The 24,262-nt window shown below is 52.9% G+C and carries 23 protein-coding genes and 1 riboswitch; of the genes, 12 read left to right on the top strand and 11 right to left on the bottom strand.

Translation table 11 applies throughout. The features are described from left to right. Positions 1–248 precede the first annotated feature (248 nt). Positions 249–1,343: an alpha/beta hydrolase family protein gene (locus tag AC6I77_RS20525; RefSeq protein WP_497817280.1), complete on the top strand. Its 1,095-nt coding sequence runs from the start codon at positions 249–251 to the stop codon at positions 1,341–1,343. Here the strand turns inward: AC6I77_RS20525 and AC6I77_RS20520 are convergent. Next, a complete protein-coding gene (locus AC6I77_RS20520; protein WP_080601082.1) occupies positions 1,249–2,322 on the bottom strand; it encodes a helix-turn-helix domain-containing protein in 1,074 nt (357 codons plus the stop codon). The two genes, AC6I77_RS20525 and AC6I77_RS20520, sit on opposite strands and share 95 nt — an antisense overlap. A gap of 595 nt (positions 2,323–2,917) precedes the next feature. Between AC6I77_RS20520 and AC6I77_RS20515 the strand changes: the two genes are divergently transcribed. Together AC6I77_RS20515 and AC6I77_RS20510 are read left to right on the top strand one after the other, a co-directional pair. Next, the gene (locus tag AC6I77_RS20515) at positions 2,918–3,688 is read left to right on the top strand and encodes an ABC transporter substrate-binding protein (RefSeq protein WP_003855153.1); all 771 of its coding nucleotides are present in this window, start codon (positions 2,918–2,920) and stop codon (positions 3,686–3,688) included. A 36-nt stretch (positions 3,689–3,724) separates the two neighbouring features. Continuing rightward, the gene (locus tag AC6I77_RS20510; protein WP_497817279.1) at positions 3,725–4,792 is read left to right on the top strand and encodes a DUF2817 domain-containing protein; all 1,068 of its coding nucleotides are present in this window, start codon (positions 3,725–3,727) and stop codon (positions 4,790–4,792) included. Between the two features lie 2 nt (positions 4,793–4,794). On the opposite strand, the gene AC6I77_RS20505 is transcribed toward AC6I77_RS20510, so the two are convergent. Next, the gene (locus AC6I77_RS20505; protein WP_497817278.1) at positions 4,795–5,568 is read right to left on the bottom strand and encodes a HalD/BesD family halogenase; all 774 of its coding nucleotides are present in this window, start codon (positions 5,566–5,568) and stop codon (positions 4,795–4,797) included. Positions 5,569–5,667: 99 nt separating this feature from the next. On the opposite strand from AC6I77_RS20505, the gene AC6I77_RS20500 reads away from it, so the two are divergent. Beyond that, positions 5,668–6,573, top strand: coding sequence for a LysR substrate-binding domain-containing protein (locus AC6I77_RS20500; protein WP_497817277.1), 906 nt, complete (start codon positions 5,668–5,670; stop codon positions 6,571–6,573). A 98-nt stretch (positions 6,574–6,671) separates the two neighbouring features. Here AC6I77_RS20500 and uca read toward each other — a convergent pair whose 3' ends face one another. From uca to AC6I77_RS20470, 6 genes are all read right to left on the bottom strand, one after another. Next, a complete protein-coding gene (gene uca / locus AC6I77_RS20495; protein WP_497817276.1) occupies positions 6,672–10,277 on the bottom strand; it encodes an urea carboxylase in 3,606 nt (1,201 codons plus the stop codon). A 118-nt stretch (positions 10,278–10,395) separates the two neighbouring features. Further along, positions 10,396–11,031: an urea amidolyase associated protein UAAP2 gene (locus AC6I77_RS20490; RefSeq protein WP_039661427.1), complete on the bottom strand. Its 636-nt coding sequence runs from the start codon at positions 11,029–11,031 to the stop codon at positions 10,396–10,398. A gap of 10 nt (positions 11,032–11,041) precedes the next feature. Then, positions 11,042–11,770: an urea amidolyase associated protein UAAP1 gene (locus tag AC6I77_RS20485; RefSeq protein ID WP_497817275.1), complete on the bottom strand. Its 729-nt coding sequence runs from the start codon at positions 11,768–11,770 to the stop codon at positions 11,042–11,044. Further along, a complete protein-coding gene (locus AC6I77_RS20480) occupies positions 11,767–12,552 on the bottom strand; it encodes an ABC transporter ATP-binding protein (protein ID WP_003855148.1) in 786 nt (261 codons plus the stop codon). The genes AC6I77_RS20485 and AC6I77_RS20480 overlap by 4 nt, the downstream gene beginning before the upstream one ends. After that, on the bottom strand, positions 12,549–13,364 hold the full coding sequence (locus tag AC6I77_RS20475) for an ABC transporter permease (protein WP_140033883.1): 816 nt from the start codon (positions 13,362–13,364) through the stop codon (positions 12,549–12,551). Before AC6I77_RS20475 ends, AC6I77_RS20480 begins: the two co-directional genes overlap by 4 nt. A gap of 24 nt (positions 13,365–13,388) precedes the next feature. Further along, the gene (locus AC6I77_RS20470; RefSeq protein ID WP_008924671.1) at positions 13,389–14,444 is read right to left on the bottom strand and encodes a putative urea ABC transporter substrate-binding protein; all 1,056 of its coding nucleotides are present in this window, start codon (positions 14,442–14,444) and stop codon (positions 13,389–13,391) included. Positions 14,445–14,504: 60 nt separating this feature from the next. Beyond that, positions 14,505–14,603, bottom strand: a riboswitch (guanidine-I (ykkC/yxkD leader). 286 nt (positions 14,604–14,889) lie between these two features. Here AC6I77_RS20470 and AC6I77_RS20465 point away from each other — a divergent pair. Next, the gene (locus AC6I77_RS20465) at positions 14,890–15,939 is read left to right on the top strand and encodes an ABC transporter substrate-binding protein (protein ID WP_497817274.1); all 1,050 of its coding nucleotides are present in this window, start codon (positions 14,890–14,892) and stop codon (positions 15,937–15,939) included. Beyond that, a complete protein-coding gene (locus AC6I77_RS20460; RefSeq protein WP_497817347.1) occupies positions 15,939–16,625 on the top strand; it encodes a molybdate ABC transporter substrate-binding protein in 687 nt (228 codons plus the stop codon). Before AC6I77_RS20465 ends, AC6I77_RS20460 begins: the two co-directional genes overlap by 1 nt. Positions 16,626–16,759: 134 nt before the next feature. Here the strand turns inward: AC6I77_RS20460 and AC6I77_RS20455 are convergent, their stop codons facing one another. Continuing rightward, the gene (locus AC6I77_RS20455) at positions 16,760–17,143 is read right to left on the bottom strand and encodes a cupin domain-containing protein (RefSeq protein ID WP_003855134.1); all 384 of its coding nucleotides are present in this window, start codon (positions 17,141–17,143) and stop codon (positions 16,760–16,762) included. Between the two features lie 271 nt (positions 17,144–17,414). On the opposite strand from AC6I77_RS20455, the gene AC6I77_RS20450 reads away from it, so the two are divergent. After that, positions 17,415–18,212 carry a MetQ/NlpA family ABC transporter substrate-binding protein gene (locus AC6I77_RS20450; RefSeq protein WP_003855132.1) on the top strand — a complete coding sequence of 266 codons (798 nt, stop codon included), beginning with the start codon at positions 17,415–17,417 and terminating at the stop codon, positions 18,210–18,212. A 139-nt stretch (positions 18,213–18,351) separates the two neighbouring features. Here AC6I77_RS20450 and AC6I77_RS20445 read toward each other — a convergent pair whose 3' ends face one another. Beyond that, positions 18,352–19,059 carry a phage antirepressor KilAC domain-containing protein gene (locus tag AC6I77_RS20445; protein WP_008924668.1) on the bottom strand — a complete coding sequence of 236 codons (708 nt, stop codon included), beginning with the start codon at positions 19,057–19,059 and terminating at the stop codon, positions 18,352–18,354. Between the two features lie 388 nt (positions 19,060–19,447). Between AC6I77_RS20445 and AC6I77_RS20440 the strand changes: the two genes are divergently transcribed. Then, positions 19,448–19,882 carry a 6,7-dimethyl-8-ribityllumazine synthase gene (locus AC6I77_RS20440; protein ID WP_008924667.1) on the top strand — a complete coding sequence of 145 codons (435 nt, stop codon included), beginning with the start codon at positions 19,448–19,450 and terminating at the stop codon, positions 19,880–19,882. Positions 19,883–19,933: 51 nt separating this feature from the next. Beyond that, entirely contained in the window at positions 19,934–20,407 is a 474-nt protein-coding gene (locus tag AC6I77_RS20435) for a nuclear transport factor 2 family protein (RefSeq protein WP_003855128.1), read from the top strand. 44 nt (positions 20,408–20,451) lie between these two features. Here the strand turns inward: AC6I77_RS20435 and AC6I77_RS20430 are convergent, their stop codons facing one another. After that, positions 20,452–20,847 (bottom strand): hypothetical protein, encoded by a 396-nt coding sequence (locus tag AC6I77_RS20430; protein WP_003855127.1) that lies wholly within the window; start codon positions 20,845–20,847, stop codon positions 20,452–20,454. A 357-nt stretch (positions 20,848–21,204) separates the two neighbouring features. Between AC6I77_RS20430 and AC6I77_RS20425 the strand changes: the two genes are divergently transcribed. The 3 genes from AC6I77_RS20425 to AC6I77_RS20415 all read left to right on the top strand — a co-directional run bounded on the left by AC6I77_RS20425 (position 21,205) and on the right by AC6I77_RS20415 (position 24,227). Further along, positions 21,205–21,975 carry a hypothetical protein gene (locus AC6I77_RS20425; protein WP_003855125.1) on the top strand — a complete coding sequence of 257 codons (771 nt, stop codon included), beginning with the start codon at positions 21,205–21,207 and terminating at the stop codon, positions 21,973–21,975. Between the two features lie 121 nt (positions 21,976–22,096). Beyond that, the gene (locus tag AC6I77_RS20420; RefSeq protein ID WP_497817273.1) at positions 22,097–22,486 is read left to right on the top strand and encodes a DUF1090 domain-containing protein; all 390 of its coding nucleotides are present in this window, start codon (positions 22,097–22,099) and stop codon (positions 22,484–22,486) included. Between the two features lie 466 nt (positions 22,487–22,952). Then, positions 22,953–24,227, top strand: coding sequence for a Glu/Leu/Phe/Val family dehydrogenase (locus tag AC6I77_RS20415; RefSeq protein ID WP_003855119.1), 1,275 nt, complete (start codon positions 22,953–22,955; stop codon positions 24,225–24,227). Positions 24,228–24,262: the final 35 nt, after the last annotated feature.

Below are 24,262 nucleotides of genomic sequence, written 5' to 3'. Positions count from 1 at the left end.
CAGAACGCCCCGGCATATTGTGTCGGGGCTTTTTTCAGGAGAGGGTCAATGATTTCTGTAACTTCATAATTACTACTGCTGGAAGATTCTGACCCGCCATGGTGTATTGTCGCCGCTATCAAGTTTGGATGGCTGCATAATTAACCGCCATTTTTGCACTTTTAAAGACCTGGATCGTGTAAAAGGACGCATCGGTGCCTTGCTGCCCGTTATTAATAGGGCTCATTCATCACAGCAGGGCATTCATCATGTTGTTCAGAGCAGCGTTTATCGCATTATCGGTTTTAATCATCTCTTTGCAGGCTCATGCAACGCCAGGCTTCCGCCAGGTGACATTAAAAGGGGATCAGGGAGTGCCCCTGAACGTAGCCGTTTGGTATCCGGCGGCGGTCCAAAAAGGAGTCAGTGAAACGGTTGGAGGGAACGCCGCCTTTGTCGGCACGGACATTATCCGAGATGCTGTACCCGCATCTGGAAAACATCCACTTTTACTCATTTCACATGGGTTTAATGGCAGCTGGAGGAATCTCTCCTGGCTTGCTTCAGCAATGGCCGCGCAGGGATATATTGTGGCTGCACCTGATCATCCCGGCACGACGACTTTTAACCACAATCCTGAAGATGCCAGAAAACTATGGCGGCGCCCTGGTGAAATTTCACGGGTAATTGATTTCGTCAGTCAATCTTCAGAATTAACTGGCACAGTAGACCCGGCGCGCATAGCTGCAGCAGGTCATTCACTTGGCGGATGGACAGTCATGTCGCTGGCTGGTGCACGTTTTGATCCGTTACGCCTCCTGCATGACTGTCAGCGACACGTACTTCGCGGAGACTGTAAACTGACAACCAGGCTTGGAATAGATGACGCTTCAGCCCGCAACGTTTTTTTATCTGACTGGCAAGATAAAAGAATTAAAGCCGTCGTGTCACTTGATGCTGGTTTAGCACCAGGTTTTACGCCCGTAAGCCTTAGCAAAATTAACATACCCGTACTTATTCTGGCGGCAGGCAACGGTATGGTGGGCGAACTTCCAGCGCCTGAGGAATCTGAATATCTTGCTAATCAAATGCGTGTATCATTGCGGAAATACATCCTCATTAAAGGCGCAACACACTTCAGTTTTATGCAAATATGTAAACCCGGTGCAGAGAAAATTATTGATGATGAATCTCCGGGCGATGGCATTGTTTGCCATGACGATAAGGACGCGGACAGAACCGCGCTGCATCAGACGATAACGACTGAAATTACAGTTTTTCTGAATTCTGTACTGAATTATCAAGCGCCTGCTGGCGAAATAAACGCGGCGAAAGTCCTGAAAGCCGCTGAAACTCACGATTAAAATTCGATTTAGTCATAAATCCGGACTCCAGCATGATATGGGTAACGGGTAATGATGTGCTAAGCAGGAGTTCTTTTGCCCGTTCAACCCTGAACCCATTGATCCACTGAGAAACGTTGCATTGTTTGACAGAGTTAACCGCTGCAGAAAAATTGCGGGCGGGTACGCCGGTTTTTCTTGCCAGAAGAGCCAGGGTCAGATTGGGATCAAGATAGAGCTCAGATTCATGGATCTTTTTTTCCAGCACAATATATAACTCAGTCATATCAGCTGCTGGCGCTTTTTCATCGGTGGTATCTTTTTCCTGCCTGATATCTGGCTCAAATTGTTGATGCGAATTTATGAAGTTGTAAATAATCACACCAACAATCGGTAAGAGCAAAAGTTGAGTGATGAGAATTATTAAAGCGGCATGCTTTCCGCCACTGATATCAAAATCAATTGCGATGAGAAGATCTGTCAGTGCCGACAGGCAGAGAAAGCTTCCTGCGAAGAACGTCAGGCTAGCTTGCTGAGGGATCTCTTTCAGGCGATTGAATTTTAGTTTTTGCTCATTCACAAAAGCTTTTTTGAGCAGTCCAACGCCGTAGCTGAAAAAAAGCAGGCTGAGAATGAAGTCAGTCACAGGAGCCCAAACCAATCTGATCGCCAGCGATACGAGGACTGGCACAATCATGACGAATAAGTCATGTTTGCGTTTGTTGTCGTTAAGTGGGACAAAAGTGTGCCATGCAATCGCAGGTAATAGCATGGCCATAACAGACTGCAAATCCCTCAGAAAGTGAGAATCGTATTCCCAGCGAATGGTATTCAGTGAAACCAGGATGATGCAGGCCGAAAGGAAACGCAGTGCGCCGTTATTGCATGGTTTGCCAGAAAAGACTGTTGCCATCAGCAAAAATAAAGCAAGCAGGGTAATGACAGGAAAAGGCACTGAGAGCATAGGTACAGAACCAGAGCTGTAAATTTCCTGAATCATTACATAATCGACCACAAGTTGTCTTGTCTGGCCTTGGATGTTAAGTAAGGTCCTGACTAAGAAGAAACCGGCCTTAGTCAGTTTTGAACGTCATTGAGCTATTCAGGTATGGAAGGGTAACAGGAGTCACGCTGGCATCTGTAATTTAACATAAGATAGATTGTGCGCATCAATGGTATAGAGGCAAAGCTGACCTGGCCATCCTGGGCAACCTGCTGATAACCCCCGAACATGAGCTCTGAATGCCCTCTGAAAAAGATTCGTTTTTAAATCGTACTTTCTGCGTAATCTATCTGCTTTGATAAATCCGCTACTGCCTGACAAAACAAACCTCTTCTAAAACCAGAATTCTGAATCAGAGCTTTGATTTTTGCTGTTGCCTGACCTGAGCAGGCCCAGACCCTCATCCCGATTTATATCTGAAATTACCATCAGCATTAAGCAAAATTTAACGCCGTACAAAGATTCGCTAACTCACTTAATATTATAAGATTTTACTCTGGATGAATGCTGCTTATCTCTGGCGGGAAATGAACCTGCATGTTATTTGATTAAGGTGTCGTGCTTAAATTCACCAGCCTTCGGGAAATAAAACATGAAAAAGAGCTTATCTCTCGCATTACTGTTTTCGCTTACCGCGTTCACCCAGGGTGCATGGGCACAGCAAACGCTGCGCTTTGGTGTGGACCCTACATTCCCGCCGTTTGAATCTAAGGCGGCTGATGGGTCATTACAGGGTTTTGATATAGATATTGGTAATGCCATCTGTGCTCAGGCAAAGGTGAAGTGCCAATGGGTGCAAATGGGTTTTGATAGCAGCATCCCTGCTCTTCAGGCGAAGAAATTTGATGCCATCCTGTCAGCTATGTCGATGACCGATAAGCGCCGTCAGCAGGTGGCGTTTAGCGACATGCTGTATAACACGCCAAGTGCCCTGCTGGCACCGGCTGACAGCAAGCTGACGACCGACGTTGCTTCTCTGCGCGGTAAGACCATCGGTGTGGCTCAGGGCACCATCCAGGAAACGTACGCCAAAACTAAATGGGAGTCACAAGGCGTCAAAATCGTCTCGTATCCTAATCAGATGGAAGTCTATCCCGATTTGGTCGCCGGACGTCTTGATGGCAGCCTGGCGAATGCGGTCTCCGCTGAACAGGGATTCCTTACCTCACCGGAAGGCAAGACGTACGCCATTAAAGGAACACTGGTGGATAAAGTCATTTTTGGTGATGGCGTAGGTATTGCGTTACGCAAAGGCGATGAAGCGAATCTGAAGATGATCAACACGGCACTGGCTGAGCTTCATAAAAACGGAACTTATGATCAGCTCACTAAAAAGTACTTTAAATTCAAGGTTTATCCCTGATTACTATTGTGTGACGAATTCGGGAAGGTAGAGACTATGGCATTGCCCGACTACCGCGTTCAGCGTGAACGCTTTATGGCCGCAGTGGAGCGCAAAGGTGCTGCGATAACCTCATATCGGCATCCTCTTCCGGGTCCGCAGGGCGAAGCGCTATATACGGATGTGGCACGACTGGGACCCGCCAGCGCATCGCGTCTGATGCTGGTCGTCTCTGGCACACATGGCGTTGAAGGCTATTATGGTTCGGATTGTCAGATAGCGTGGCTCGATTCGCTGGATAAAATACCTGCTGACACCGCATTGCTGCTTGTTCATCTGCTCAATCCATGGGGTGCGGCGCATTTACGGCGCGTGAACGAAGACAACATCGACCTCAACCGTAACTTTATCAACTTCAGTCAACCGGTTCCTGATAACCCGGAATATGCGCAGTGGCACGCTATTTATCATGGCGACCGTGTCAGCGCAGACCGGCAACTGACTGAGGCGATGGACAACGTGGGCTGGCAGTCAGTTAAACGCGTGGTGGAAGCGGGACAATATACGTTTGCAGATGGCTTTTTCTTCGGCGGGCATCAGCCCGGCTGGTCTCATCTTACGATGAAGGCGATCATCGAACAGCATCTCTCGGTTGCGAAAATCATTGTCAGCTTCGATCTTCATACCGGCGCTGGCGCATGGGGCCATCCGATGCTGCTCTCAATTGCAGAGCAGCGTTATGCTGCTCACGACTGGGGCAAAGTCATTTACGGGGAGTGGCTGACGTTGTTATTCACCGGTGCCGGACGTGACAGCGTAACGGGCGTGACGGCAACGGCGACCGGATATCTGTCGCAATATCTGCTGACGTCGCTGGCGGAGACGCAAATATTGCCGCTGGTCGTGGAGTGTGGAACTTACGAGGGCCAGGATATGCATCAGCGGGTGCGTGAAGATCACTGGTTGCATCTCTATGGCGAACCCGCCAGTGCGGCAGGTCAGGCAGTGAAGCAACAACTGGTAGAGGGATTCTGGCCCGCCGATGAGGACTGGCGTGCGTTAGTGGCGTTTCGTACGCAGCAGATTTTCCAGCGTGGCTGGCGTGCCCTTACAGACACGCCCTGATGTTATAATTTGCCGTAGAAGGTCATACGCGCAGTTTCGGATAAAGCAATGTCAGGCTGAGTATTGTAGGCCAGTACCGCCAGCATCCGGGTGACCTCGCCTTCAGTTGGGGTCACCCGGTGCAGTGAATTACGGCCACGAAACAGCACCAAATCCCCGGCATCAATCTCCAGCTCATTAACCGGCTGGCGTGCATCAAGAACGGCTTCAACCCCTGCAAAGTTCATCTCACCGGCATCGGCATCCCGCAAATCTTTCACGTATTGAAATATGCCGCCCGCCAGCGGTTTCTGGACCAGCAAGGTGATAGCAAAGGAGGAGTTGTCGAAGTGCCAGCCCAGCTCCTGTCCGTGAGGCGCATAGTGCAGGTTGATCGAGGAAAGCGGGTCCGCGTAGGGATAGAGCGCATCCTCACCCAGCACATCGCACAGAAAACGCTGGAACAGGTCATCATTATAAAGCTGACGCAACGGCGAATCGGCAGCGATCAGATCATCAGTAATACAGCCTTTGGTGCTGAGCACATCCCGATTACGCGGGTGATTGGCTGAGAAAGCCTCATCAGGCTTCATCAGATACACATTGTGTTTGCTGCGGGTATGATAGGCCAGATGACGTTGCGCATTGCCCTCTTCGATGATCGCCTCTAAAGCCTGTGGTTTTAAAAACTGACGCAGTACCAGCGCGCCAGACTGGTTTAATTGCTCACGACAGCGTTGACGCCAGCCGTGGTCGGCCAGCGGATGAAGATCGAGACGAACAAGGGAACCAGACATAGCAACATTTCTCACGATGGGCAGGTGTAATGTTACTCTACCTGTCGCCTGCCACACTGCGTAACGATAAAAATTTACTGCCCTGATAAGGAAGCGTTAATGCCTGCCCAAATGCCAAGGTTGCCAAAAATCAGCGTCATACAGTCATTCAAGGTGGCCGCCGAGCTGGGAAGCCTGGCAAAAGCCGCCGCCCAGCTGGCCTTAACGCCGGCGGCGGTCAGTCAGCAGATTCGCCAGCTGGAGGAGCAACTCGGCAGCGCCCTGTTTTTACGCACGCAGAGCGGTGTCATGCTGACCGAAACCGGAAAAGAGTATCTGCGCTATGTCACCGAGGCCTTTGATATCCTGCATCTTGGCCAGCAAAATATTCGCCATGCGGCCAGTGCACCAAAACTCACGGTTTACGCATTACCGGCGCTGGCATCCAAATGGCTTTTGCCTCAACTGGCGAGCTGGCGCGATCATTGCCCGAATATTGATCTCTCATTATATGGCACGCATTCTCAGGTCGATTTCACCGCCATGCCCGCTGATTTCGTGATCTGTTTCGGTGAAGATCGTTACCCGCAACTGGATAAGCTGAAACTGTTTCATGATGAGGTGCTGCCGGTGGCAAGTCCGGCGCTGCTGCAACGCTTTGCGCCGGAAACGGTTCTGAGTCAGGCACCGCTGATCCATCTCGACTGGGGAAATGAAGGCCGTTTTCTGCCGGACTGGCCGGGTTGGTTTCAGACCAAAGGCATGGACGAACCGCTGCCGCAGCCCGCCTTTAGTTTTAATCTGACTTCACTGGCGATTGATGCGGCTGTTGCGGGTATGGGATTGCTGCTGGGACAACGACGCCTTATCGCGCCCGAACTGGCGCGTGGCGATTTGGTGGTAGTGGATGATCTTTTCCTGCCACTGAGCAAACCCTATTTCCTCGCCTGGCCACAACGCACGATGAGCCAGCCTGGCAGTGAAGCACTGATCGGCTGGTTAAACGAACAGGCTGCAGGTCGCTGATAGCCGGTGAACGTAAATGCCTGCGCCCGCCAGAGGTAACCGCCGGCGGGCGCAGGATAGTATTGTCACACCTTTATGTCACTACGCTATAAGCATCGTTACGCATTGTCCTCAGTGATGACTGCCACGCGCTGCCCTGCACGGACTGCGCTGCCTGGCTGTACGCTGACCTGCTGAACAATACCATCGCACGGGGCCAGAAGCGGGATCTCCATCTTCATCGACTCCAGCACGACCAGGACATCCCCTTCCCGAACCCTGCTGCCCGCCGTCGCCTGTACCTGCCATAAATTGCCGGATACCGGGCTTTCAACCCCCTGCTCACCCGGCTGCAGCGGTGCATCGCCGCCTTCATCCGCCACCGTTTCCTGACTGTCGAAATGCGCCTGGCCGCTGGCTATCCAGCGATCCCGTTCAGCATTGAATGCGTTTTGCTGATGATCGCGAAACTCGCCGATACTCTCCGCTTCACGTATGAGGAAGTCCTGATACTCCGCCAGCCGCAGCGTGCTGTGCTCAATACGCAGCGGATAGCGACCAAGTGGAAAATCGCGGCGAATCTGCAACAGTTCCTCCGCAGAGACCGGATAAAAACGGATCTGATCAAAGAAGCGCAATAGCCAGGGTTTGCCACCGAAATCGGCGACTTCATGATAGCGATTCCACATCTGCAGTGTGCGCCCCACAAACTGATAACCGCCTGGTCCCTCCATGCCATACACACACAGGTACGCGCCGCCGATGCCAACCGAGTTTTCCGCCGTCCAGGTGCGGGCAGGATTATATTTCGTCGTCACCAGGCGATGGCGAGGATCCAGTGGTGTGGCGACTGGCGCACCCAGATAGACATCACCCAGCCCCATTACCAGATAGCTGGCGTCAAACACCGTGTTCCAGACGGCCTGCTCATCCGGCAGATCGTTTATCCGGCGGATAAACTCAAGATTACTCGGGCACCATGGCGCGTCCGGGCGCACGGTAGTCATATATTTTTCGATGGCTTTCTGACAGGCCGGGTCGTCCCAGGAGAGCGGCAGATGCACCACGCGTGTGGGCACCTGCAGGTCATCACTCATGCAGACCGTCTCCCACTCACCCCGCACCCACGTCAGCAGTACGCTAAGCGTGAGCGTTTCCGGCTGAAAGTGGATTTGTAGCGAGCGAATTCCCGGCGTGATATCAATTATGCCGTTACGGCCCTGCGCTTCCAGCGCCTGCATTAATGCATGAATGCGAAAACGCAGCACCAGATCCAGCTCAGGCTCGCCGGCCTCCAGCAGCAGATGCGTATCGCCAGAGAGACGCGCCACCAGACGTTTATCCGCTTCGCCGCAGGTCATTACGATGGGCGACGTCAGCGGCGCAGGATGCCACGCTGTCTCGTGTGGCTTAAGCGTTGCGAGCTCGCTGAGACGGCTCTGGGCCAATCGACGTGCTGTCGGGATATCCACGGCTACAAACTGCACTTTGTCACCGGCTTTGAGCTGTCCCAGTTGCCACAGATCCGCTTCAATGACCGTCACCGGACAGACAAACCCGCCGAGACTCGGGCCATCCGGCCCCAGGATTACCGGCATATCGCCGGTAAAATCGACTGCGCCGATGGCGTAAGGGTTGTCATGAATATTCGAGGGATGCAGCCCTGCCTCGCCGCCGCTGTCGCGGGTCCAGATCGGCTTTGGCCCAATCAGACGTACGCCGGTGCGGCTTGAGTTAAAGTGCACTTCCCATTCTGTGGCAAAGAAGGTCGCGATATAATCCGGTGCAAAGAACTCCGGTGCACCGTGAGGGCCATAAATGACACGCAGTGTGCGTACTTTGGCGAGATCTGTGCGCAGTGCAGCGGGCAGTTCTGCGCCGTCTGGGATTGCGGCTTGCGGAGCCAGATGCAGCACGTCGCCGCTACGCAGCGCACGTCCTGCGTGTCCGCCAAACTGGCCCAGAGTAAAGGTGCTTTTGCTGCCCAGATAGTCAGGCACCTGAATGCCACCACGCAGGCAGAGATAGCTTCTGACGCCCGCGGCTCTCATCGCGCCCAGCTTCAGGGTTGAGCCAGCCGGGATAGTAAATACAGAGTCCATCGCCTGTTCAACACCATCCAGCGTAACACTCAGCGATGCGCCACAAATCACCGCCTGAATCTCTGTATTAAATTTCAGTGTGGGTCCGTTGAGGGTGATCTCCAGCGCGGCGTCCCCCTCGGCATTGCCCAGTAGTCGGTTGCCGAGACGCAGAGCACGATCATCCATCGGTCCAGACGGCGGCACACCGACCGCCCAGTATCCCAGACGTCCGGGATAATCCTGAACACTGGTCTGGGTTCCGGCACTCAGCACTTCAACCGTTGCCGCCTGATAGCTGAGTTGCTCCAGGCAGCGGGTCCAGGGTTCCCCCGCTGTGAAGGGAGAAAAAGCTAAAATCTGTAACAGATAGAGGCGGTTGGTTTCAACGCCATAGAGACGGGTTTCCGAGAGTGCCTGTGCCAGGGTCGCGATGGCTTCATCGCGTGTCGGTCGCCAGGCGATGGCTTTTGCCAGCATCGGGTCGAAGAATGGCGGAACTTCGCACCCCGCCTCCACCCAGCGGTCAATGCGCAGGTTTTTACCGTCTGCCGCCGGAAAGGCGACCTCGGTTAACAGTCCAGGCGATGGCTGGAACTGGCGGCCCGGATCTTCCGCATAGATTCGTGCCTGAACGGCATGGCCCTGTGGATTCAGCGTGGCGGCTAAAGCAGTCAGTGAGGGGAGATCGCCCGCGGCCAGTTCAATCATCCACTTCACCAGATCAACGCCCCAGACCTGCTCTGTCACGCCATGTTCAACCTGCAGGCGCGTATTCACTTCGAGGAAATAGAATTGCTGCGCCGCGCCGTCATAAACAAACTCCACTGTGCCGGCGCTGCGGTAATTCACCGCTTTTCCCAGGGCGATGGCCGCCGAACACAAGGCCTCAGCCATGCCTGCGGGCAGATTCGGGGCTGGCGTCTCTTCAATCACTTTCTGATTACGTCGCTGAATCGAGCAGTCGCGGACGCCCAGTGCGATGACCTCGCCCTTGCCGTCACCAAATATCTGCACTTCAAGATGCCGGGCACGTTCGATATATTTTTCGAGAAACACCCCGGCATCGCTGAAGTTGTTCTGGCCCAGCCGCTGTACGGTTTCAAACGCATCTGACAGCGCCTGCGCATCACGACAGACGCGCATACCAATGCCGCCGCCGCCCGCTGTGCTTTTGAGCATCACCGGATAGCCAACACTCTCTGCGGCATGATGCGCTTCGCTGACATCTGCCAGTAATTCACTGCCTTCCAGCAACGGCACGCCTTCTGCTCTCGCCAGTGCGCGGGCGGTGTGCTTCAGGCCAAACGTCCGCAGCTGCTGAGGCGCAGGACCGACAAAAATCAGTCCCGCAGCTTCACACGCTTCGGCAAAGGCGGCGTTTTCTGACAGGAAACCGTAGCCAGGATGAATCGCTTTGGCCCCGCTTTGCTGCGCGGCGGCGATAATTTTATCCGTCATCAGATAAGTTTGTGCGGCAGGCCCCTCGCCCAGGCTCAGCGCCACATCGGCTTCGCGGATATGTAAACTGCTCAGGTCAGCTTCGGAGTAAACAGCAACGCCTTTCACCTGCATGGCACGCAGCGTGCGCAGAATACGACAGGCGATAGCACCGCGATTGGCAATCAGTAAGGTATCAAACATAAGCGAACTCTCAGGGATGCGGGTCGTCCCGCAACATTCGATATTCCCTGGGGCCGTCCCCGGGGCTGACTGGCTCAAAACGTGCGGCCGGCAACATGCTCAGCCTCAGCAGGCTGGCTTAGTTCCAGACCAGCACTTCGGCGGGTGTCGGGTTCCAGCCGTTGCAGGGGTTGTTCAGCTGCGGACAGTTGGAGATCAGCACCATCACGTTACACGCCGCCACCAGTTCAACGTATTTGCCGGGCGCAGATAACCCATCCTCAAACGTCAGGCCGCCTTCGGGTGTCACCGGAACGTTCATAAAAAAATTGATGTTGGCGCCGATATCGCGCTTATGCAGACGACCATCGTGCAGGCAGGCGCAAAGGAAATTATCCCGACAGCTGTGCATATAGCGCTTATCCTGGGCATAGCGCACAGTGTTGCTCTCCTGCGAGCAGGCACCGCCGAGGGTATCGTGGCGACCACAGGTATCAGCAACGATCGTCAGCAGCGGATTACCCAGATTTGAATAGAGTACGCTGCCGGTAGTCAGATAGACTTTTCCCTGACGACGCAGAGTGCGCTGAGGATCGTAGCGTTCCCGCGGGTTATCAGTGTTATAGAAAAGAGTATCAATCGCCTGATTGCCTTCGAGATCGAGCAGGCGCAGCGTTTGCCCTTTTTTCACTTCAAACAACCACGGCTCGCCTGCCGGGATCTCGTGGCGATAGACAGCATCTTCAGGACGACGATCAGAGTGGATTAGTGTCATCGCAGCCTCCTTACAGGGCAAAAAATTGGGTATTTTGAAATGCGCGCTGGTTTTCACCGCGAGTGACCATTGCTTTGCTCACAGTCTGCATATCGTCCGCCTGATACCAGCTCAGCTGGACCGGGCGCGGAAGATAGTCAGTGGCGGGATCCTGCGGATGTGGCAGCGCAGTCAGCACCATCAGCACGTCCATCGGCGCATAGAGTTCGACGAAGTCGCCTGCATGGCTGTTGCGTGCGCTGAACCGAAAGCGGCCCTCTTCATCCACTGTGACCTTGCTGAAAAAGTTGACGACCATCAGCAGGTCTTCCAGGCCCAGATCCCATTTGCCCATTTCCACCAGCAGATTATCTGTACCGTTGCGATAGAAGCCGTTGCGCAATTCCTGGTAGCGGCCTGCTCCATACTTATCCTGTGTTTCCGCCGCGTTGAGTACGCCGCCAAACGGGTCGTGCCAGCCGCAGCTATCCGCGACGATCGCAGCCATCACACGTCCCATGTCTGAATAGAAACAGTGACCGGTGGTCAGGTGCGCGGTGTGCTGACCTTTCAGGGTATCAGGCAGATTCAGCCGTTCACTTTTCTCGTGCGGATTGAGCATCATCATGCTGACGTTCGCGCCGCCCTCGATGTCGGTCAGGCGCAGAATCTGCCCTTTACGCAGAATCAGCGAGGTATGCGCTCCGCCTGGCAGCAGCTCTTCGCGCAGGCTCGGGGCTGAATGAAAAAGTTCTGTCATTGAGCGATCTCCTTAAGGGGATAAATGTTGTTTTTGCTGCCGGTGGCCAGCTGAGAGAGGCGCGTTTCATTGAGCGGGATGTCATAAGTGATACGCGCGCCCCATGCATTGGGGGCCTGTGGATCGATTCGCACTTTGTCGAACACCAGCAGCCGGGTACCCAGATTGAAGCCTTCGGCCAGATCGTGCGTGACCATAAACACCGTCATCCTGGTTTCGCTCCAGAGCTGCAGCAGCAGTGCATGCATATCTTTGCGAATGCCGGGATCCAGTGCGCCAAACGGCTCATCCAGCAGCAGCACGCGCGGCTGCATCACAAATGCCTGAGCAATCGCCAGTCGCTGCTGCATTCCGCCGGAAAGCTGAGCCGGATATTTATCCAGTGAATGGCCCAGACCGACTTTCTCCAGCATCTGTTTTGCCTGGTCACGGGCCTGGCGTTTCCGTGCGCCAAAAAGCCGTCCGGTAAAAGGTGACGCCGGAAGTTCGAGGCCAATGGCGACGTTATCCAGCACGTTGAGATGGGGAAAAACCGAATAGCGTTGAAAAACCACGCCTCGGCTGCGATCGGGCTCCGCGGAGAGCTGCTCGCCATCCAGCGTGATCGATCCTCGCGTTGGTTTTTCCTGACCAAGCAGCAGGCGTAAAAATGTCGACTTACCGCAGCCGGAAGCGCCCACCAGCGAGCAGAACTCACCCTCTTTCACCTGCAGATTGATGCGTTCCAGCACCACGTGGTCGCCATACTCCTGCCAGATATTTTTGATATCGATAAAACTCATTCCCGGCCTCCTTCCGCCCAGGGGAAACAGGCTTTGTGCAGCTGACGCAGCGCGAGATCCATCAACCACGCCAGCAGCGTGATCCAGATGACATACGGAATAATGACATCCATCGCCATATAGCGGCGGACCAGGAAAATGCGGTATCCCAGCCCGGCGGTCGCGGAAATGGCCTCAGCGGAGATCAAAAAGAGCCACGCGGATCCCAGCAGCAGACGCAGTGAGGTGATCAGCCGTGATAAGAGTTGCGGCAGCACGACCCGCAGCACCACCGTCCAGCTGTTCGCCCCCAGGGTTTGTGCTTTAATAAACAGCTCCGCGGGGATTTCCCTGGCCCGATGTTCCAGATCGCGCGCCAGCATGGGTGTAATGCCGATAACGATCAGCATTACTTTTGACAGCTCATCCAGCCCGAAGACGATAAACAACATCGGCAGCAGCGCCAGCGGCGGGATCATCGACACGACGGTCATGAACGGTGACAGTGCCGCACGAGTCATCGGGAAAACGCCCGCCGCAATCCCGATGCAGAGACTAATGAGCGACGAGATCGCCAGGCCTGTCAGTAAACGACTTAAACTAATCCATGTATCCACCCACAGCAGATACTCCCCACTGCGCTTGTCCGGGGTAAACGCCATCCGGTCTATGGCCGCAATCATCTGCGACAGGCCGGGCAGCAGTTTGTCCTGAGGATTCGCTTCCAGACGCACCGCCGAACTGATAAACCAGACGGCGATTAGCAATACAAAAGGTAACAGCATCAGCGTCAGGCGCATTCCCTGCCGGGGATAGCGGTTGATGTGGCGCATGGCAAAAACTCCTGATATCGGTGATTACAGCTTGCCCGCGGCGGCCATCTTCAGATAGCTGTCGTCGAAGCGCAGTTTGATGTTTGCTGTATCACCGACGGTGATGTTGCCGGGGAAGCTCATGCCGATGAAGTCGGCACTTTGTGCGCCCTCGCCCAGTAATCCCTTATCAAAGGAGAATGCGGCGACGCGCTGCATGGTTTTCGCCAGATCGGGAGAAGAGACAAATGTCTCGGTTTCGGCAGGCGTCCAGAACAGATGGGTGGTTTTCAGCTGCGCCTTGTATCCGGCGAGGTCAGTACCGGAATCGGCGGCCATGGCACTCAGCGCCTGCGTATCTCCAGACTGCATTTTCGCCATCATCTCAAACCAGGCGCCGGTCAGCGCCTTGCCTAGCGCGGGGTTGTCTTTCAGGGTGTCGGTATTGACCACCATCATGTCAATCAGTTCGCCTGGTACGGCCGAGGAGCTGAACACTTCAGTGGTTTGCGGGGTTTTCTTAATCACCGAGAGCTGCGGGTTCCAGGCCACGGCGGCTTTGACGTTGCTGGTGCCGAAAGCTGAGACGATATCCGCATCAGAGGTGTTCACAACTTTGACATCTTTCTCCTGCAGTCCGGCTTTTTCCAGCCCGCGAACCAGCAGGTAATGCGACACCGACAGCGCAGGAAGATAGACTGACATTCCTTTCAGATCGCTGAGTTTCTTATTTTCCCCTTTCAGCACCACACCGTCGTTGCCATCGGAATAGCTGCCGGTGATCAGCGCCGTCGAGTCAACGCCACCTGCCGCAGGAATGGTCAGCGCATCCATGTTCGTCATGGTGCAACCATCAAACTGTCCTGCGGTGTACTGGTTAATTGACTCGATATAATCGTTGAGCTGGGTGATATGAATTTTAATGCCATATTTGCTGGCCCATTTATCAATGATCTTCTCATTGCTGATGGTGCCCCACGGCATCCAGCCTGCGTAAATGGTCCAGCAGATGTTGAACTCTTTTTTGACTGCGGCGGAAGACGGCGCGCTGACCAGCAGCGCCAGAGACATAACAAGCGTCAGGAGTGGTGATTTCTTCATGGTTGACCTCTGGTTGGCACAAAAAAACGGGAGCAGCGCAAGACACCAGATGGTGCCGCTGTCTCCCGGGCTTTTGTCCCGCCGTGTAACCTCGCAGAGGTCGCCAGCTCTCGGACCAGCCATTCACCTGCGTGAACCGGAACCCTAGCCAGCTATTTCAATCAATTGTGTCTGACGCTGCTTACTGCTAAGAGTCAGGCAAATGGCGTGCCAGAAATTAAATACTGAAATATCAGCAAAATAGACGAGACAAAATCTATGAGGCACCGGGATGGTGAGCCAGTAACGGGCGTTGCACATAATCAGTGCTGAGGTGAAAGGCACAATAAAATTTTGACGTACGCCCTTTTGATTATTCCTTCAAAAGATGAGGTGTAACCCAGACGATGACGTCTGCTACGTATCGCTATATAATTCTCTGTATAACGATTTTCGAGGATAGTTAATGAAGCGCTTCTGGCAGGCATGCACACTGAGTTTACTTATACTCCTTCCACTCTCTTCCCATGCGTCACGCCAGATAACCGATCAGACTGGCCGTCAGGTCACGATTCCAGACCATGTTGATCGCGTCGTGGTGCTTCAGCATCAGACGCTGAATCTGCTGGTGCAGATGAACGCCACGGATAAAATTGTGGGTGTAATGGCGAACTGGAAGCAGCAGCTTGGCGATAGCTATGCCCGTCTGGCACCCGAGCTAAACCAGAAAACCACGCTGGGCGATCTGACGCATGTCGATCCCGAAAAACTGGTGGCGCTGCATCCGCAGGTGGTTTTTGTCACCAACTATGCGCCGCATGAGATGATCGACAGCATTACTGCACTGGGCATTCCGGTGGTTGCTATCTCGCTGCGTCATGACCAGCCGGGAGAAAAGGCCAAAATGAATCCGACCCTCAGCGATGAGGAGATAGCCTATGACAAAGGGCTGCGGGAAGGTATTACGCTTATCGGCGAGATCATCAATAAACCTGAAGAAGCGAAAGCACTGATTGAGGCTACCGATCAGGGCCGCAAAATCGTCAGCGATCGCCTCCGGGATATTCCGGCGGATAAACGTATTCGCGCTTATATGGCTAATCCGGATCTCACCACCTACGGCTCCGGCAAGTATACCGGGCTGATGATGCTGCATGCTGGGGCGGTCAACGTCGCTGCGGCGACCGTAAAAGGTTTTAAAACCGTGCCTATGGAGCAGGTGATCGCCTGGAATCCACAGGTGATTTTTGTGCAGGATCGTTATCCTTCCGTCGTTAATGAAATCAACAGTTCACCGCAATGGCAGGCGATTGACGCAGTCAAACATCATCGCGTTTATTTAATGCCGGATTACGCCAAAGCCTGGGGCTACCCAATGCCTGAAGCGATGGGGCTCGGCGAATTATGGATGGCAAAAAAACTCTATCCGCAGAAGTTTACAGATATAAACATGAATAAGCTGGCTAACAGGTGGTATCAACGCTTCTATCGCACCACTTATCAGGGACCAGAGTGATGCGCGTACTGGCGGCGGGTAGCCTGAAAACGGTCTGGCCTGCAATGATGGCGCATTTCCCTCATCCTGTCGAAACCCACTTTGGTCCCGCCGGCTTGCTCCGCGAACGGATCGAGGCGGGTGAGCGCTGTGACCTCTTTGCTTCAGCCAGTGAGGAGCATCCACAGAGGCTGCTGGCTGCCGGGCGAGCTCTGGCGCTGATGTCGTTTGCGACCAATAAGCTCTGCCTCACGGTGCGCAGTGATTGCATTCAGGCGGGTGATGACTGGTATCAGCTGCTCACACGAGACTCGCTGCGAATCGCAACCTCTACGCCATTAGCCGATCCTTCAGGCGATTATGCTCAGGTTCTTTTTGCCCGGATGGGCCCGGCCGGAGAGGCCGTGCGCCAGCGCGCACAAACGGTGGTGGGCGGACGTGACTCAGCAGCCATTCCCGCAGGCAAGCTGGCGGCGGAGTGGATTATCCAGAGTGATCAGGCGGATCTGTTTATCGGCTACGCCAGCTATCGAAAAGCCCTGAGCCAGATTGCCGGCCTGCGGGTAATTGATATCCCCGAGGCTTTTAATCCTGTTGCGCGTTATGCCTGTGCCGTAATCACGTCTGAGGCAGGACAACTGGCTGCATTTTTAAGATCGGAACCGGCAAAAGCAGTACTTCGGGAAGCGGGGTTTGGTTGTGATTGAAAGACCCCTATTGTTCGCAACCTGGAGCCTTGTCACTTTCACTTCAGGCGTGTAAGCAATCGCGAAGGCGAAATGGATTCGGTCTGCAGAGTGGCAGCACGGCAGTGTTTTACGTTGCCGTGCTGCTTCAGGATTTAAAATTCCGCTGGCTCACCCGGCAATGGCTCGGTTAACTCCTGCCCTTTTACACCCGCATAGGTAATCACCAGTTCAGCTGGCTCATTCAGGGTATAGCCCCGATGCGCACTATTAACCGTCTCATTGAGGGCTTCACCTGCATGGAAAGTCCGTTGCTCACCGCTCTCTTTATCTTCCACGATCAGTGTGCCGGAAAGAATAAACGCCGCATTTGGCATGGGATGGGTGTGCCAGGGCAATGACGTGTGGGCAGGCAGTGACAGCCGCATGACGGTCAGTTCTGGTTCGCCAGCAGGATAGGCTTCGATAACTTCACCGTTCCACGCCTGACTGCTGCGCATCACTTCAACTGCGTTAATCCCGCTATCTTGCTTTGACATGGTTAATCCCTGTTAATAATCAATAAAATGCCAGTTACGACCCATGCCTAAGCGTAGAAGAAAATCACATGGCTGCGTAATACGCGGGCACACAGAAGATTTCATCCAGCAAAATCAGTAATCCAGGCAACCCATTATTGAAAGGTAAGAAGCTGGTTAATTTATGTTCGAATTACGCGTTGTGGTTATAAGATATATTCCGGCGTCAGTACGCAACCTGTGATTTCTGTATTATCTTTGATTCCATCTACTACCTGAGGGATTTCTGATAATGAAAGGTCTGTTTACGGCATTACTTGCCAGTTCTGTTTTATTATTGTCCGCCTGCTCAAAAGATGACGATAACAAAGTTAAAGTCGCGATTAATACCGGCCCGGACGAAGCGATCTGGCAGGTGGTACAGCAGGTTGCTAAAGATAAATACAAACTTGATGTTGAAGTGCTTAACTTCAATGATTATGTGCTGCCAAATGAAGCGCTGAATAACAAAGAAGTCGATGCCAATGCGTTCCAGAGCCTGCCGTATCTTGAGTCTCAGTCTAAAGAGCGCGGCTATAAATTTGCTGTAGTCGGCAAGACATTCGTTTTCCCGATTGCGGCTTATTCGCACAAAATCAAAAACATCAGTGAACTACAGAATGGCGCCACGATCACCATTTCTAATGAAGCCACTACGCTGGGACGCAGCCTGCTGCTTCTGCAGGCGCAGGGCCTGATTAAACTGAAAGACGGAGTGGGATATTTACCCACTTCGCTGGATATCGTCGAAAACCCAAAAAATCTGAAGCTGGTTGAGGTGGACACGCCCCAGCTGACCCGCACGTTAGATGATCCCAATGTAAGCCTGTCGATTATCAATACCAACTTCTCGGCTCAGGCTGGATTATCAGCACACCGCGATGGCTTATTCATGGAGAGTGCCTCATCGCCTTACGTGAATGCACTGGTATCTCGTGAAGATAATAAAGACAGCGATAAAATTCAGAAGTTAAAGGCTGCACTGCAGTCACCTGAAGTCGCGGCAAAAGCAGAAGAAGTTTATAAAGGTGATGCGATTAAAGGCTGGTAATTCATCCTGCAATCCATAACGTCGAAAAGGCCGCACTCTGTCGCGGCCTTTTTTGTCTCTGTATTTCAAGCCAGGCTTCAGTTATCGGTACATTTTATATATTTGTCCCTCTGCTCCGCCTGCTAAATCAAAGGCGCGGTTATGCGGCTGCGCCTTTAAGTTGAGCAGAAAGATGACCTGCCCAAAGGCTGGCGACCCATTTCACCCCTTTCGACGTAAAGCGAGCCTGAGAGAACGCGTGCTGGTTTTCGCCCGTGCCGGAGTGCAGCGTAAAATAGCCCGCCTGAAGATGGTAGTGCTGCGGGGTAAGTGTTCCCCTGGCACGATACATGATGTTTCGCTCCAGCAGGAACTGGCGGAACGCCGGTTCTTTCACTTTTAACATTTTGCAGAGCTGACGAAAGCCAAGACTCTCATCAACCTCAACGAAATTATCGAAGAACGCTGCCTTGGGTGCTGAGAGAGCCAGCTGCTGCTCAGCCGCCTGACGCTGTTCGAATTGCTCGGCCCAGGCGCGAGCCGCTTCAGCCGGGTTAGTGAAGTCAGGCAGATGTGAGGTTTTTTCGCGATCCTGCCAGCGATCCAGCACCTCAGCTGTGAAGCCTGGCGACAGGCGTGCCACGGCCAGCAGCGAGTCTCGCTTGTTGAGACGGTACTCCTGACGCACTTCCCCTTCCCGCTCATATTCATTCACGCTAAGTGGCTGGGAGAGACGCGCGGCCGTCTCCAGACTTTTGATTAAACGCTTCACTTCTCCATGTGTGATACCGGTCATCTGAGCCAGCTCACGACTGCTCATTGTGACCGATTGTTCCAGAGACCTGAGGCTTTCAGTCGATATCATCATGGATTCACCCCTCACTATCGCTTCCAATACCCGGCGGGCAGTCCATTTATTATACAAATACCTGTTCGGATATCCAGTATTTTATTTAAGCAATTCCGTAACTGGAAGCGGTTACGCAGATCAGGCAATAAGAGGCGGGTGTTGAACGAATAAGTGCGATGGCGTTGAGATTGTCAGCGCGTTATCCGCCTTTGCTGCAGCATATGAGGGTAATTTTCCCTTTGGTTATTTACATATAATCACAATGGTGGACACAGAATCTTTACATTACAGTATAGTGATGATTGTCAGCAGGTTAGTTGCCTGCCAGACTCACTATTTTGATTCGGGGTGCAGGGGCGCAAGCTGGCTCGTTACCACTGGATGTCACCTATAAATGGAGAAAGTCATGCAGCCGTTGAAAGTCGCCTTTATTAAAGCCAACTGGCACAGCGAAATCGTTTCGCAGGTTCTGACAGGATTTGAACAGGAACTGGAGAGCCGTGGGACCTCATACGAAATGAAAACCTGGGATGTGCCAGGGGCTTTTGAAATGCCGTTACTGGCGCAACGCCTTGCGCAGACCGGCAATTTTGATGCCATTGTCTGTGCAGCACTGGTGGTAGATGGTGGCATCTATCGTCATGATTTTGTCGCCCAGGCCGTGGTCAGTGGTCTGATGCAGGCGCAGCTGGCAACCAATGTGCCGGTTTTCTCCGTTTCCCTTACGCCACATAATTTCCAGCCTTCAGCCGAGTTTATCGACTTCTATACACAGCACTTCGTGAAAAAGGGTCAGGAAGCGGCACGTGCTGTCTGCCAGATTCACGCTCTCGAACTCTGATCATCCCGAATAATGATGGGGCTGCAGCCTGCGCGATAAAAGGAAACAACATTGGAAAATTCACGTCCGCCTCTACCGCCCTTTACCCGGCCTGAACAGGCAATTGAAAAAGTCCGTCTGGCCGAGGATGGCTGGAACAGCCGTGATGCTGAGCGGGTCTCTCTGGCCTATTCAGCGGATAGCCAATGGCGTAATCGCGATACCTTCCTGACCGGCCGGGCAGAAATTGTCGCTTTCCTTCAGCAAAAATGGCAGCGGGAGCAGGAATATCGGCTGATTAAGGAGCTGTGGAGTTTTGACCAGAACCGGATTGCGGTTCGGTTTGCTTATGAATGGCATGACGAGCAGCGTCAGTGGTATCGCTCCTATGGCAACGAGAACTGGGCCTTTGACGAGCAGGGATTAATGATGCAGCGCTTTGCCAGCATCAACGATCTTAAAATCGATGAAAAACAGCGATTGTTTCACTGGCCACAGGGGCGGCGTCCGGACGACCACCCCGCGTTGAGTGAGCTCGGTTTATAGTGTGAACGTACCAGCGGAGAGCGCGGCTCTCCGCCGTCATCAAATCAGCCCTGCACACCCTTATTTTCGACAAAGGTAGCTTTGCTGTTTGTAACCGTGTAAGCCACTTTTTTGACATCCTCAGGTGACGTGGTCACTTCTACAGGTGCGATTGTCACTCGACCCATACCAAACAGGGTTGGCACATAGCCGCCAATCTGGTGCTTTCCGGCAGGAACGTGCAGCAGCATGCTTTCGCCATTAGGTAATCTGCCGGCGTCTTTGCCATCTACGGTCAGGAACACACTGGAGCCATCATCTGCACGAGTCTTGATGTGTGAGACATCAATCTGCGTCGGACCAGCCGCAAATTCATCTGGCGCATCGCTGGCGGCATGTTTCGCACAACCAGTCAGTACAGCCGCAACCGTTACCACGGCGAGAGTAAAACGATAACGCATGGGACACTCTTTCTCCTGATCATCAGAACCCGCTATTTTAACGATTTGCCGGGTGGATGTAAGGGGTTAAGCAGTCAGCATGCTCTTAAAAAGGTAACAGGAGATCCGTTCCCGGTATATTTGCGTAAAGAATCTTTACTGAATAAATACACAGTTCTTTTCAAACGGTCCTGGACACTTTTAACTCTCTGATCATCATGAATTTACCATCAGAATAATAACGAATAAGCGAAGCGTCACGCGGCTTTCTCGCCGATTTTACACGGCTTTTCCCTGTTAATTCGCTGTTATAAGGTTCATAGTAGCCACTCATCCCCGGTTCAATACGGCGGCCTCTCCCTCAACAGAGGGCACGATATGCATTCTTTTACTACCGATACTATTTGCGGATTAACGGGTACGCATCCGGCTAACCTTAAACGCTGGATTAAACAGGGTTTACTGACGGCGCAGCAGAATCCCGACATCTGGAACGATGATCATCTCAGCGAAATCTATGCCTTAGTGGGATTAACCGCTACAGGCGCGACGCCTGAAGAGATCAGAGAGGGACAGCTGGCCGCATCAACGGTCACGACCTATGGCTGGGCAGCGCGTAAAGGCGACATGCTCTGGCAGCTTGAATTTGGCACACCCTTGTCGCTTGCCCGTCAGATGCACAACATGTCCAGCAACTACAGTGGTGATGATTTTATCATCAATCTTTTGCGACCTCTGAGCGTCTGGCTTCATGCCGATCAGCGTCAGGGTGCATCGCGACGCCTGGCGCGTTTTGAGCAATCTGTGCAGCAGCAGGCGGATAAAGTGATGCGCCTCTCATCGCGAAATAAATCATCAGTCCCTTTATTTCTGGAAGCGGTGAGTGTTCTGGATAAGACTGAAATCTGGCTCGAAGCGATTCGTCTTACTGCCATGGGCTTTAATGTCGAGGTGGATTCACATGCAAGTGGAGAACCTGCACTTAAGACCGAGCTTTACCAGCATCATGTCATGTGGTGTGGTGCCGGGATTTCTCAGGAAATGCAGGACTACTTTGAACAGCAGCATCAGAATGGTCACCCGGTAATGCTCAGCGGCCCGGATCGTAACCTGCATTACTTCCACTCTTCTGCATCATCAGCTGCCTGAAGCAGGCAGCCCTCCATTTCCCTTCTTTTCTTCCACCGCCGGTAAATTTTTTTTCGTTAAGAATCTCATAAGCTGGCTCCGTATACTGGTGCCACGATTCTGACTCATTGACGAGACGATAATGAAAAAGACCTTACTGACCTTCTGCCTCTATCTGTTACCACTTAGTTTGACTGTGGCTCATGCGGCCACGGCCCTGACAGGGTGTGCCGCCAAAAAGCAGGCGATCGAAACTCAGCTCTCTTATGCGCGCCAGCACAATAATACTCATCAGGTTGCTGGCCTTGAAAAGGCGCTACGCGAAGTCGATCAGCACTGTAGCGAAAGCAGCCTGTCAAAGGAACGCCACGAAAAAGTGACAGAGAAAAAGCGCGAAGTACAGGAACGGGAACAGGAACTGGCAAAAGCAAAAGCAGAAGGACGCAGCGCCAGCAAGATCCAGAAGCGTGAAGATAAACTGGCCGAAGCGCGTCAGGAACTGAATGAAGCTGAACAGGCCCTGAGCCGTTAACCATCTTTTGGGTCAGCCCTTTTACTGGCCCGCTATTTTTGTCTTTTCTGCACGACTCCCTCCCTCTTTTCTAAATCACTGATTAGCCAGCGCTATTAGCGCATGACTCATTACTTTATGTAATCCTTTGATTACTTATTCTCATGCACTTAATTGGTGCAACAAAGTCAACACAGATGCGATCAATTATTTAACTTTTTGAGCACCCTCAAAGAATTGAAAGATAGCGATATTTCCCGCCCTATGCATTGAATACGCACTTAAGCCGCATCATTATTCGCATTAAGCCAGTAACTATAACTAATCTATGCACTCAGGTTGCCCCAAAACAGGGCGTCGCTGCACGTCAGCATGCCTGGCACCGCATCTTATTTGTTTCAGGAGTGTTAGATTATGTCCGCGCAATACACTGCGTTTAACGTCCACGGCTCCACACAATAAATAACTTCATTAAGAAAGGTTTTTTATGGATAAGTTATCTTATGCGTCTGAAAGTAGCACATCTGCCTGGTCCACCTATCTGCAACAAATCGACCGGGTTGCGCCTTATCTGGGCGATCTTTCACGTTGGATAGATACTTTGCGTCATCCAAAACGTGCGTTGATTGTTGATATTCCTCTCCAGATGGATGATGGCTCAATTCGCCACTTCGAAGGCTATCGCGTTCAGCACAACCTGTCGCGCGGGCCAGGTAAAGGCGGTATTCGCTACCATCCGGACGTCGACCTTAATGAAGTCATGGCCCTTTCCGCCTGGATGACCATCAAGTGTGCGGCAGTTAACCTGCCCTATGGTGGTGCCAAAGGGGGTATTCGCGTTGATCCTTTCAAACTGTCCGATGGCGAACTTGAACGACTGACCCGCCGTTATACCAGCGAGATCGGCATTATCATCGGCCCGCAGAAAGATATTCCGGCACCAGATGTTGGCACCAACAGCAAAGTGATGGCTTGGATGATGGATACCTACTCCATGAACCATGGCACAACGATCACCGGCGTCGTCACGGGTAAACCTATTCATCTGGGCGGTTCACTGGGACGTGAAAAAGCTACCGGTCGCGGCGTATTCATTACCGGACGCGAAGTGGCGCGTCGTGCCGGTATCGAAATTGAAGGCGCGCGCGTTGCGGTTCAGGGCTTTGGTAACGTGGGTAGCGAAGCAGCACGCCTGTTTGAAGAGGCCGGCGCACGCGTGGTCGTGATTCAGGATCATACCGCCACACTGTTTAACGCCGATGGTATCAATATGGCCGCACTGACTGAATGGCAGATCGCCAATAAGCAGATTGCCGGCTTCCCTGGCGCTCAGAACATTGATAAAGAGGCGTTCTGGACCACCGGGATGGATATACTGATTCCGGCCGCACTGGAAGGACAGATTACCCGCGAGCGTGCTGAAGTCCTGAGTTGCAAAATCGTGCTGGAAGGGGCAAACGGACCAACTTATCCGGATGCCGATGACATGCTGGCAACGCGCGGCATTATTGTGGTACCGGATGTGGTCTGTAACGCGGGTGGCGTAACGGTCAGCTACTTTGAATGGGTGCAGGACATGGCGAGCTTCTTCTGGAGCGAAGATGAGATCAATCGTCGCTCAGATAAAATCATGACGGAAGCGATGGTTCACGTCTGGGAGAAGTCGAAGGAGAAAGATTGCTCGCTCCGCACCGCAGCCTATATCGTGGCGTGTGAGCGCATTCTGATGGCGCGTAAAGATCGCGGTATCTATCCAGGTTGATACGAAAGGCGCTGTTGCCTGCAACAGCGCCGATT

Source organism: Pantoea sp. X-Soil-ISGK-259 (assembly GCF_059730705.1).
Note: the sequence above shows the minus strand (reverse complement) of the source record. Positions and strands in the feature narration are given on the sequence as shown.

Excerpts from the sequence above, each read along its gene's own strand:
- AC6I77_RS20430 (WP_003855127.1), bottom strand. The coding sequence starts at position 20,847 with ATGCGTTATCGTTTTACTCTCGCCGTGGTAACGGTTGCGGCTGTACTG.
- AC6I77_RS20525 (WP_497817280.1), top strand. The coding sequence starts at position 249 with ATGTTGTTCAGAGCAGCGTTTATCGCATTATCGGTTTTAATCATCTCT.
- AC6I77_RS20510 (WP_497817279.1), top strand. The coding sequence starts at position 3,725 with ATGGCATTGCCCGACTACCGCGTTCAGCGTGAACGCTTTATGGCCGCA.
- AC6I77_RS20505 (WP_497817278.1), bottom strand. The coding sequence starts at position 5,568 with ATGTCTGGTTCCCTTGTTCGTCTCGATCTTCATCCGCTGGCCGACCAC.
- AC6I77_RS20455 (WP_003855134.1), bottom strand. The coding sequence starts at position 17,143 with ATGTCAAAGCAAGATAGCGGGATTAACGCAGTTGAAGTGATGCGCAGC.
- uca (WP_497817276.1), bottom strand. The coding sequence starts at position 10,277 with ATGTTTGATACCTTACTGATTGCCAATCGCGGTGCTATCGCCTGTCGT.
- AC6I77_RS20425 (WP_003855125.1), top strand. The coding sequence starts at position 21,205 with ATGCATTCTTTTACTACCGATACTATTTGCGGATTAACGGGTACGCAT.
- AC6I77_RS20450 (WP_003855132.1), top strand. The coding sequence starts at position 17,415 with ATGAAAGGTCTGTTTACGGCATTACTTGCCAGTTCTGTTTTATTATTG.
- AC6I77_RS20480 (WP_003855148.1), bottom strand. The coding sequence starts at position 12,552 with ATGAGTTTTATCGATATCAAAAATATCTGGCAGGAGTATGGCGACCAC.
- AC6I77_RS20420 (WP_497817273.1), top strand. The coding sequence starts at position 22,097 with ATGAAAAAGACCTTACTGACCTTCTGCCTCTATCTGTTACCACTTAGT.
- AC6I77_RS20515 (WP_003855153.1), top strand. The coding sequence starts at position 2,918 with ATGAAAAAGAGCTTATCTCTCGCATTACTGTTTTCGCTTACCGCGTTC.
- AC6I77_RS20465 (WP_497817274.1), top strand. The coding sequence starts at position 14,890 with ATGAAGCGCTTCTGGCAGGCATGCACACTGAGTTTACTTATACTCCTT.
- AC6I77_RS20440 (WP_008924667.1), top strand. The coding sequence starts at position 19,448 with ATGCAGCCGTTGAAAGTCGCCTTTATTAAAGCCAACTGGCACAGCGAA.
- AC6I77_RS20470 (WP_008924671.1), bottom strand. The coding sequence starts at position 14,444 with ATGAAGAAATCACCACTCCTGACGCTTGTTATGTCTCTGGCGCTGCTG.
- AC6I77_RS20520 (WP_080601082.1), bottom strand. The coding sequence starts at position 2,322 with ATGATTCAGGAAATTTACAGCTCTGGTTCTGTACCTATGCTCTCAGTG.
- AC6I77_RS20500 (WP_497817277.1), top strand. The coding sequence starts at position 5,668 with ATGCCTGCCCAAATGCCAAGGTTGCCAAAAATCAGCGTCATACAGTCA.
- AC6I77_RS20490 (WP_039661427.1), bottom strand. The coding sequence starts at position 11,031 with ATGACACTAATCCACTCTGATCGTCGTCCTGAAGATGCTGTCTATCGC.
- AC6I77_RS20475 (WP_140033883.1), bottom strand. The coding sequence starts at position 13,364 with ATGCGCCACATCAACCGCTATCCCCGGCAGGGAATGCGCCTGACGCTG.
- AC6I77_RS20415 (WP_003855119.1), top strand. The coding sequence starts at position 22,953 with ATGGATAAGTTATCTTATGCGTCTGAAAGTAGCACATCTGCCTGGTCC.
- AC6I77_RS20460 (WP_497817347.1), top strand. The coding sequence starts at position 15,939 with ATGCGCGTACTGGCGGCGGGTAGCCTGAAAACGGTCTGGCCTGCAATG.
- AC6I77_RS20445 (WP_008924668.1), bottom strand. The coding sequence starts at position 19,059 with ATGATGATATCGACTGAAAGCCTCAGGTCTCTGGAACAATCGGTCACA.
- AC6I77_RS20485 (WP_497817275.1), bottom strand. The coding sequence starts at position 11,770 with ATGACAGAACTTTTTCATTCAGCCCCGAGCCTGCGCGAAGAGCTGCTG.